The following is a 9399-nucleotide window of genomic DNA, read 5'->3' as shown; positions in this document are numbered from 1 at the left end:
CGTTGGTGGGTCGCCGAGGGACGAAGCACTAGCCTTTTGCTTCCTTTTGGGCAATGCCAAAAGGAAGGGCAAGCCCGGGAGGGCGCGGCAGCAGGGAGCTAATGATAAAAGCTTTAAATCAAGATGGCTTTTATGCAAAAAATTAATGAACGATTTCGTTAAGCAATGAGGGCAGCATCAAGTTTACTTGAACCAACGGTCACAGGAGGGGAAAATACGGTAAAAAGAGCATAAAAAAATTGCTAAGAACTATTGACCTGAACCTGCAATAAAAATTTTCGCTAAAATTTAAACAGGCTCTAAATATTTTGAAAAAAAATCATAATATTGTGACAAACCGGACATTTTTGCGACATATAATAAAAACGCTTCTGATAGATGAAAGAAATACGGGAAAGTGACGCGCAATTCTTAGATATGATACGCCAGAATGAAGGTATCATCTATAAGGTCACTTCCTTTTATGCCGACAAAGAACATCCTATCGGCGACCTCTATCAGGAAGTGGTGCTGAACCTGTGGAAAGGCTTCGCGTCGTTTAGGGGAGAGAGCAAGCATTCGACGTGGATATACCGTATCGCCCTGAATACATGCGTATCCTTTTATCGCAGAAGCAAAAAGAATGTGACCTATGTGGATATATCGATGGATATACCCGATGTGGTAGATAATAACGAACAGATACAAGAGCTGTATAAGTTGATTAACCAATTGGGGAAAATAGAACGAGCCTTGGTACTGCTTTACCTGGACGACAAGCCATATAAAGACATAGCGGAGATTACAGGCCTCTCTGTGACAAATGTAGCTACAAAGCTGAGCCGCATAAAAGATAAGTTGAAGCAGATGTCGGACGAACAAAACTAATGATATGGATTTAGATAATATAAAAAAGACATGGCAGGAAACCGAAATTAAGCCGACAATAGATGAATGTAAGATTCAGAAAATGTTGGATAATAAAGGACAGGGAGCCTTTGAAAGACTGATTAAATACGACAAGCTGTTCTTATGGCTTCTCATACCTTGTTTCTTTGCAGGGATACTGTTTTTTTACATGCACTATATTCCCGGCACAATATACTTTATCATGATGATATACAGCTTTTTCTGGCAACGGAGAAAACTTAAATTCATGGGCGCTGTAAACTTGTCCGAAATGGGAATACTGGAAGTATCGAAAGCCATTACCAAATATAAGAAAACGATACTGTATGAAATCATGATTGGGGTAGTATGCCTTGTTGTTTTTTTTGTACCATACCTGTATTTTGGGATGCCGGGTTTTCTGGGAAAAGCATTCGGCAACGATTCGGAGCATGTACGTTCTTTTCTTGATACTACACATTTGATCGTAATGTTTGCCGTTATGATAATAACTACGGTCGCTTTCTCTTTCATTTTATATAAGTATATGTATTTCAATAATATAAAACAAATACAGGAATCTATAAAGGAAATAGAATATTTCGAAAAGGATAACAATGATTAATTTAAAATACTAATTTATAAACATGAAAAATCTTATCACCACTTTCGCAGCTATTGTCCTGTTTGTTGTAACATCAACACTGGCAGCCCAGAACGAAACAAAGTACAACAACGCCCTGCTCTGGAAAGTGTCGGGTAACGGGCTTTCGCAACCCTCTTACATACTGGGTACGCATCATCTGGTACATCTAAGTTTTGTAGACAGCATACCGGGCTTGAAGGAAGCGATGGAGACTACAGGACAAACTGTAGGGGAATTGCTGATGTCGGACCAGGCAGCCATGCAGGTAAAACTGCAGCAAGCGGCGATGATGCCTGCCGGAGAATCATACGATAAACTGTTGTCGGCCGAAGATTATGCGAAGCTGGACGAAGGGCTGATAAAGCTATTCACTGTCGGATTGGGGCAGCTGGGGCAGATGAAACCCGGCATGATATCGATGCTATATACGATAACAACATACACGAAGCTTTATCCTGAATTCAACCCGATGGCGCATGAGGCTATAGATGCTTATGTGCAGCGTATAGCCACAGAGAAAGGCAAAGCTACGCTCGGACTGGAAACGGCTGACGATCAGATTTATGCCCTGTTCGATGCCGAACCATTGAAAGATCAGGCTGAGTCTCTGGTATGTTCGGTAGTAAACAATGATACTGCCAAAGATCTGTTGGACAAGCTGAACACGTATTATAGAGCCGGACAGTTGAACAATATGTACAATCTGGCTTTTAACAATCCTGACGACCCTTGTAAAGTATCGAAGGAGCAACAAAATGTACTCAACAAAGACCGTAACGACAAATGGCTGGAAAAGCTACCTCAGATAATGGCCGATAAATCGAGCCTGATAGCTGTAGGTGCATTGCATCTGGCAGGCGAGGAAGGTTTGTTGGCACAGTTGGCAGCCAAGGGTTATACAGTAGAAGCAGTGAAATAAAGGTAACGGTATATGTAAAGCCCATAAGGGAAGTATTTTACAGAATGCTTCCCTTTATTATTTCCTATAATAACAAGCTGGTGCAATGTGTATCTTGTATCAGCAGAGCATCAGATGATAAAAGTTTTAAACCAAGATGGCTTTTATGCAAAAAATTAATGAACGAATAAAATTTAAACAGGCTTTAAACAATTTCACAGATTATACTATATTTCGCCCGATCCAGAAAAATATAATAACGGCTAAGACTATGATTATTGCCGTTTTGCCGAATAATATCTTCCGTAGCCGGGGAAACCGCTCTTTACCGCCGAAGTATTCAAAAAAGATTCCCGTCAAAATATAGGGTATAGCCAAAACTAACAGAGGATTGCTCACGAAAGCATCCTTTACCTGCAAGTGCAGTAAATGGTGTATAGCCCGCTGCGAACCACAACCGGGACAGTCGAGCCCTGTCAGCCGATGAAAAGGGCATTGCGGGAAATACACCGATTCCTCAGGGCTGAAAAAGTAATAAATACCACCTCCTATAATCAGTAAGGCAGCTATTCCGATAATCCGATAGAGGTATTTTGTCTCCGGTTTTTGCAATGCTATTTGTTATTCAGTAGGTTATCCAGTGTAGCCTGCTCTTTTGCACCAAGTTGATTCCAGATGCCGGCTATCTTCCCTTGTTTATCTATCAGGATATAGGTAGGAAAACCTTTTATCCCATAGGCGTCTCCTATTTCTGTATCAAACAGGCGTCCATCGGCATAAACAAGCCCCGATATTTGAGGCCATTCTCCTAATTCATGCTTCTTTATAGCCTTCATCCATTCAGCTTTGTCTTCCTCCGAAGAAATGCCGATAATCTGTAATTGTTTATCATTATATTTACGATGTACTTCTTTCAGGGTCGGTATCCCTTTTATACACGGGCCGCACCAGCTTGCCCAAAAGTCCAGCAGGACAAAACTTTTATCCCTGTAATCCGATAGTCGGATTACATTGCCCGAAATAGTGTCTGTTCGTGTAAAATCAGCAGCTATTTCCCCAACGGCGGCATTATGGCGTATACTTTGCTCCAGAATCTGCCTGTGCGAAAGTTGCCCCATGAGCGAGGCTTTACCTTCTTCGCGAAGGCTGTTGTAGACCGCCAGAAGCGTGTCGCTGCTTACAAAACCGAAAGAAGAAGTGCGGTGTAGCAATGCCGGGGCTATACGGTATGTATTGTGCTTCGATGCAAAATCGACATACGCCTGATGCTTTTGTTTATTGATAAGGCGCGCCTCATCGGCACCTTTGTGCAACATATCCACCAGGCTATCCCGTACATGGGGCTGTGAAGCAATATCAGGTGAATTGATTTGTTTCACCAGCTTATCGAGAACTTTTACTTTTTCAGATAAAGATTTATCATAAGGCATTACATCTTTCCGCAGTTCCGTATTCTCCTTGTCTGCCTGTATGCCTGTCAACTCATACATATATGGACGTTCCATATCTATATCGAGCTTCATATCGCAGGGTTCGATAAAGAATTCGATATAATTGTTGTCCGCACCCATATTGGCTAATGTCAAACCATCCAGTTTTCCTTTGAAAGAGAACTTGTTGCCTGTGATTTTAGCCGAATCAAGGATTTCATACCATTCGCCGTTCTTTTGCGTATAGTAAGAAAGGTATATCGTTTCAGGCACTTCATTGCCTTTAACAAAGCCTTCCAAAACAAAAGTATCCCTGTCGGCTGGTGCTGTAGTTTTGTTACAACCGGCTAATATGGCTAAAAATAAGCTGAATAAAGCAATACGGTAAATCATGAGGAAAATATTAAGGTGGAATTTCTACGTAGCCGTTACCTGTTTGTAGCCCTGTGTGCAGGTGTGGGATGAGGTGAACAATATTATACGAGCATACCTATAAATATCAGTATTATGTAAACAGCAGGCAGGAATGCGATACCCCACAGCGTCCATAGCTTAGCCTTCTCGGAAGCATCCTGTGCCCCTTCATAGTCCTTCTTCCCGTAGAGTGTCTCTACCTTGACAGCATAAAATATACCAACGAGGCTTATCGGCGAACAACAGAATATGGTTAGCAGTATAGATTCTACCAGCCAGTTTTTAGGCATAGGCAGTATCCCGTCCCATTTGCGTTGTTCGTCATAGTAGTATTGGTACTGCTGCTGGCGATTGAGGGGAGCCTGTTGCTGGCGGTTGTTATTATATGATTGCTGCTGACGGTTGTACGACTGTTGCTGTGGGCTATTATTCGCCCGGGGTTGCTGATTGGATGACGATTGCTGTTGTGGTTGCTGAGTACGGGGCAGTGGCGGCCACTCCATCTTTTTCTCCTCCTGTGCAACCGGAGCCTTGGAGCCGAACAAAAAGTTCAGTTCTTGCAAAGTTCCCGCTTCAGCCCAGTCTGCCATCCCCGAACGCCAAACCATCGTGCCGGGACGTATGTCCTTACGCAATAGTTCGTTTGTAGTAAAGGGGCCGCATTGAGCCTTTGATATATCGTCAATATAAAAGTATTTCAGCATAGCGTATTCAGTTAGCAGTCAACAGTCAATAGTTTACAGTTTACAATCAACAGTTTACAGTGGACAGTTACCAGTAAATATTTAATTCTTAATTTTTTACTTGTCACTCGTAACTATTTAAACATGTCGTCTATCTGTGTAGGTGGTGGTGCATCGGGCACCAGTTCGTCTCCGCCTTCCCTGTCGCATACACCGTATCCCGGTATGGACGCGAACTTGTCGGTCTGGCTGTATCCCAGCGATTTGTCGGCAAATACCTTTTTGAAGAACAGCCCTACTACAGGCAACGCCATACTGGCGCCTTGCCCGTCACTGGTACGGTCGAAGTGTATCGAGCGGTCTTCGCCGCCTACCCAGCAGCCAGTGGAGAGCCTTGGTGTGAATCCCATAAACCATCCGTCAGAGTTGTTTTGTGTTGTACCTGTTTTACCGCCCATCGGTACGGTGATGCCATAATTGCGCCTGATACGTCCTCCTGTACCGCCATCGATTACGCCACGGAGCATATCCAGCATTTTCACGTAAGTGCCTTCACTGAATACCTCATCCATCCTCGGCGAGAAAGCGACATCGGCTATAATGTTTCCGTAAGTGTCTTCTATATGTGTTACATACACCGGGTTTGCCCTGATTCCCTTGTTGGCGAAAGAGGTATATGCCGCTACCATTTCGGCAACGGATACATCGTGTGTACCCAGTGCCATGGAGACTACAGGGTCTATCTTTCCGGTAATGCCAAACGAGTGCAGCATGCGGGCAAAGGCGTATGGCGATGTACGTCCCATCAGGTATGCGGTAACGAGGTTGTCGGAGTTTTGCAGTCCCCACTTGATAGTTACCATTTCGCCGAACTTCGAAGCCCGTCCTCCGCGAGGCGTCCATTCACGTCCCGATTCGGTAACGAGGGTCTGGGGCACATACAGCATCTGGTCGCACGGGGTCATCCCGCTTTCCATCGACAGGGTGTACAGGTACGGCTTGATAGTGGAACCCACCTGACGGCGTCCCATATTTACCATATCGTACTGGAAGAATTTGAAGTCGATACCTCCCACGTATGCTTTTACATTTCCGTTGCGGGTATCCATTGCCATGAATCCCGAGCGCAGGAAGCCTTTGTGATAGCGTATAGAGTCCCACGGGGTCATGGTAGTGTCTACTTCGCCTTTCCACGAAAAGACTTTCATATCTACCGGCTTCTTAAATATCTGGTAGATTTCTTTTTCAGACATGCCTTCTTTTTTCAGGCCCCTGTATCTGTCGGTAACCTTCATGGCACGGTATATCAGTGTATCCACTTCTTTGGCTACCGAGTAGGAGAACGGCGCGTAAGCACGTCCTTTCTTTTCTTTGTCGAAGTCGGGCTGCAACTCTTTGCTAAGGTGCTCGGCCATCGCTTCTTCGGCATACTGCTGCATGCGCGAGTCGATGGTCGTATATAATTTCAGCCCATCGGTAGACAGGTTGTAAAAAGAGCCGTCCGGCTTTTTATTCTTGTTGCACCAGCCGTAAAGCGGGTTTGTTATCCAGTTGATGGAGTCTAGTGCATATTGTTCCATCTGCCATGAGGCGTAATTGGCCTTATCCGGCTTTTTGGCTGTCATAGCCATACGCAGGTATTCCCTGAAATAGGGAGCCAGTCCGTCTTTATGGTCTACCCGTTTGAAGTCGAGCGTCAAGTCTTTTTGTTTCAGCGAATCGTATTGCTGTTCTGTCAGGTAGTCATTCTTGTACATCTGTTCCAGTACCACGTTGCGGCGGCCTTTTGTGCGGTCGGGGTATCTCCTCGGATTGAAGTAAGACGGGTTCTTACACATGCCTATCAGTGTGGCGGCTTCTTCTATGTTCAGGTCTTTAGGCGCTTTGTTGAAGTACACCTGTGCGGCCGACTGGATGCCTACGGCATTGTAGAGGAAGTCGAACTGGTTGAGGTAAAGGTTTACAATTTCTTCTTTGGTATAATATCTTTCCAGTTTCACGGCTATGACCCATTCGATGGGTTTGCGCAGGAATACACGTTCTACCCAGTTTTCGGATGGTGGCGAATAAAGGAGTTTAGCAAGTTGCTGTGGAATGGTACTACCTCCTCCACCGCTCTCCTGCATCAGGATACCTCTTTTGACCACAGCCCTCAACAAGGCGTATGCATCGATACCCGAATGTGAATAGTAACGGGCATCTTCGGTCGCTATCAGCGCCTGCACCAGGTATGGGGAAAGGTCTTCGTAACTCGAATATATGCGGTTGTTCTTTGCCAGGGAATAAGTACCAAGGAGTACGCCATCGGAGGAATATACCTGTGAGGCATATTTGTCGATCGGGTTCTCCAGTTCTTCCACATCAGGCATGTAGCCGATAGCCCCTGCGCTGATGAGGGAAAATATGACGATAAGCGCCCCGATGAAGCATGCAAAAAGAACCCACAGGGCTTTTACTATCCTCTTGGCGTTGCGTTTTTTCTTTGTTTTTTTATTCTTTGTCGTTTTTTCTTTTTCATCCATAAGTATGTGCAAGTCTTATAACTCGCTGCAAATTTAAATAAAACGTTTTAATAATGTAAATAAATTATGAATTATTGAGATACAAGGTGCGAGATACAAGGTGCGAGCAGTTAAGTTACCAACTTATCTCTTGTCAACTGGTTCGCTGCTAGCCGGATATGTCAGCAGTCAAAGCTGTAGCCCGATTCGCCCACGCACCTGACCGATTCGCCGTCTTTTGCCTTCGACGAAAGCATGAGTACAACGTTAGCCGACTCGTAATGGCGGGCTGTACTGAAAACGAAGTCCGGCTTATCGTCGTGATCTAAATCGCCGATGAAGAGTATTTCTACATTTTTGTCATTGAAGCTGGGTATGGCTACCAGTAGTTCCCTTTTTTCTTTACCGTCTTGTTCCGATACCAGGTACAGCTTGTAATTAAGCACATCTTCCCATTTGACGAGCAATCCCTCTTCGTTGCGGTGTATGCTGCTGTCTTCGGTAACATGCCCCGTGGCTTCCAGCGCGTATTGTTTTCCGCTCAACCCGAAAGGCATCCTGTTGCCAACCCATACCATCCTCTGTTTCAGATGTACGCTGTTTACCAGTGAGTCGCCCGCGTTTATTCCTTTGATGAACAGAATAGCCTGACCGAATAATTTCGAGTCATCCCTGTCGCGTTTGCTGCTAACGTATGTAGATTGGTAGCCTAAGCCCATGCAGTCGTCATCGTACTTGTTTATATCAAGGTCGGCTTCTACAAAGTAATAGTTCTTGGAAACGCTGTCCTGATAAAGCTCATACCATTCTTCACGGAGCATGTGGGCAAAGTCGGAGGGCTCATCGTTCCTATACAGTCCGGGCAGGAATATTTCCACTCCCTCATTGTTATATACGTACGGAAGTACAATTGTATCTAAAATGATGTCTGTTTGAGGCTCCGGCTCATTCAATACTGTTTCCGCTATCGTTCCCGCACCGGTTTTCCGTTCATTGTTCTTACTGCCGCACGAGATTATCAATGTGAGTATCAGTAGTGCGTAAAGGTTGTTTCTTGTCATTGTATTTTATTTGAAAGTAGTATTAAAGTGTTTATTGATACCTTATAACCTGAGTTTCGGATAAGCAAAGATAAAAAAGTTTAGTACACTCCTGTGCCTATCAATGACTTTTGTCGTCCAAAAGAAAAACCAAATAAAGAACTTTGTCTGCACATTATCAGTCGGTTGTCTCTATTTGGCTAAAGCTTGCTAGAATAAATCATTTCCTTAGGAATGAATCGCCCGGTAGAAAAGAGAATTGCCTGCAAGAGGACGCATTCTTATCGGAATGCGACCAGTTTCCTGATCTTATTTTCTACCAAGCGATAATGCCTAACGGCATTCAGAGCACTGTTTTGTTTCTACAAATTATCATCTGGAAATATTGCTTTAATTTTTACTGATTACTTAATAATGTTAATCAGTATTTCGTTTTGTTTAAATTATGTGTTCTTTTATTTTCTATCTGCGCGCAATCACAGATTGCTTACCTTACTTTTGGCCGAAGCTCCAAAAGTAAGCAAAAAAGCATTGCGCCCCGCTTCGCCGTACGACCCACCATCGGTTTGCCGGCTGAATGAAGTGATGAAAGATTCATCATTCTACAGATTGGGAAATCTTGCTTAAAAGCGCCCGCACTTCATTCTACGCCGCCTGCACCGGGTGGGTGCCCCGTACGCTTGCTAACGGCGCTGGCTGACGCCTGACGAGCAGAATTTATACCAATGTCATTAAGTTAAAGAAATCTTATACCCTGTCATCCTGAACGATAGTGAAGGATCTCTTTTCTTAAAAGCAATTTGCCTACACGGGATGCTTCGTCCCTACCAATGACGTCATTTAAATTATATCCGTTTTGACAATCATAAAATTGTGTTTTTTAGCTAGTTTACCCATAAGTCTTATTTCGTTAGCATTGA

9 protein-coding genes are annotated in these 9399 nt (G+C 44.1%); 4 read left to right on the top strand and 5 right to left on the bottom strand.

Annotation, left to right across the window (positions count from 1 at the left end; translation table 11 throughout):
* The first annotated feature begins 378 nt into the window (after positions 1–378).
* The 3 genes from D0T84_RS05620 to D0T84_RS05610 are packed head-to-tail and all read left to right on the top strand — an operon-like array spanning position 379 to position 2432.
* On the top strand, positions 379–867 hold the full coding sequence (locus D0T84_RS05620) for an RNA polymerase sigma factor (RefSeq protein ID WP_163306859.1): 489 nt from the start codon (positions 379–381) through the stop codon (positions 865–867).
* Between the two features lie 4 nt (positions 868–871).
* The gene (locus D0T84_RS05615) at positions 872–1492 is read left to right on the top strand and encodes a hypothetical protein (RefSeq protein ID WP_163306857.1); all 621 of its coding nucleotides are present in this window, start codon (positions 872–874) and stop codon (positions 1490–1492) included.
* Between the two features lie 22 nt (positions 1493–1514).
* Entirely contained in the window at positions 1515–2432 is a 918-nt protein-coding gene (locus D0T84_RS05610) for a TraB/GumN family protein (RefSeq protein ID WP_163306855.1), read from the top strand.
* 201 nt (positions 2433–2633) lie between these two features.
* Here D0T84_RS05610 and D0T84_RS05605 read toward each other — a convergent pair whose 3' ends face one another.
* The 5 genes from D0T84_RS05605 to D0T84_RS05585 all read right to left on the bottom strand — a co-directional run bounded on the left by D0T84_RS05605 (position 2634) and on the right by D0T84_RS05585 (position 8500).
* Entirely contained in the window at positions 2634–3023 is a 390-nt protein-coding gene (locus D0T84_RS05605; protein WP_163306853.1) for a DUF2752 domain-containing protein, read from the bottom strand.
* Positions 3024–3025: 2 nt separating this feature from the next.
* Complete coding sequence (locus D0T84_RS05600) at positions 3026–4234, bottom strand: TlpA disulfide reductase family protein (RefSeq protein ID WP_163306851.1); 1209 nt, start codon at positions 4232–4234, stop codon at positions 3026–3028.
* 83 nt (positions 4235–4317) lie between these two features.
* Positions 4318–4959 carry a CD225/dispanin family protein gene (locus tag D0T84_RS05595; RefSeq protein WP_163306849.1) on the bottom strand — a complete coding sequence of 214 codons (642 nt, stop codon included), beginning with the start codon at positions 4957–4959 and terminating at the stop codon, positions 4318–4320.
* Positions 4960–5072: 113 nt separating this feature from the next.
* On the bottom strand, positions 5073–7460 hold the full coding sequence (locus D0T84_RS05590; protein ID WP_163306847.1) for a transglycosylase domain-containing protein: 2388 nt from the start codon (positions 7458–7460) through the stop codon (positions 5073–5075).
* Positions 7461–7621: 161 nt separating this feature from the next.
* Positions 7622–8500, bottom strand: a complete 879-nt coding sequence (locus D0T84_RS05585; RefSeq protein ID WP_163306845.1) for a hypothetical protein — start codon at positions 8498–8500, stop codon at positions 7622–7624.
* Positions 8501–8977: 477 nt separating this feature from the next.
* Here D0T84_RS05585 and D0T84_RS22830 point away from each other — a divergent pair, with 477 nt between their 5' ends.
* Positions 8978–9106 (top strand): hypothetical protein, encoded by a 129-nt coding sequence (locus D0T84_RS22830; RefSeq protein WP_255495223.1) that lies wholly within the window; start codon positions 8978–8980, stop codon positions 9104–9106.
* The last annotated feature ends 293 nt before the right edge of the window (positions 9107–9399 follow it).

The organism is Dysgonomonas sp. 521, from assembly GCF_010501055.1.
GTDB lineage: Bacteria > Bacteroidota > Bacteroidia > Bacteroidales > Dysgonomonadaceae > Dysgonomonas.
Note: the sequence above shows the minus strand (reverse complement) of the source record. Positions and strands in the feature narration are given on the sequence as shown.

What these genes read in the sequence shown, in the direction of transcription:
- D0T84_RS05620 (WP_163306859.1), top strand. Translation starts at nt 379, where the DNA reads ATGAAAGAAATACGGGAAAGTGACGCGCAATTCTTAGATATGATACGC.
- D0T84_RS05615 (WP_163306857.1), top strand. Translation starts at nt 872, where the DNA reads ATGGATTTAGATAATATAAAAAAGACATGGCAGGAAACCGAAATTAAG.
- D0T84_RS05610 (WP_163306855.1), top strand. Translation starts at nt 1,515, where the DNA reads ATGAAAAATCTTATCACCACTTTCGCAGCTATTGTCCTGTTTGTTGTA.
- D0T84_RS05600 (WP_163306851.1), bottom strand. Translation starts at nt 4,234, where the DNA reads ATGATTTACCGTATTGCTTTATTCAGCTTATTTTTAGCCATATTAGCC.
- D0T84_RS05595 (WP_163306849.1), bottom strand. Translation starts at nt 4,959, where the DNA reads ATGCTGAAATACTTTTATATTGACGATATATCAAAGGCTCAATGCGGC.
- D0T84_RS05590 (WP_163306847.1), bottom strand. Translation starts at nt 7,460, where the DNA reads ATGGATGAAAAAGAAAAAACGACAAAGAATAAAAAAACAAAGAAAAAA.
- D0T84_RS05585 (WP_163306845.1), bottom strand. Translation starts at nt 8,500, where the DNA reads ATGACAAGAAACAACCTTTACGCACTACTGATACTCACATTGATAATC.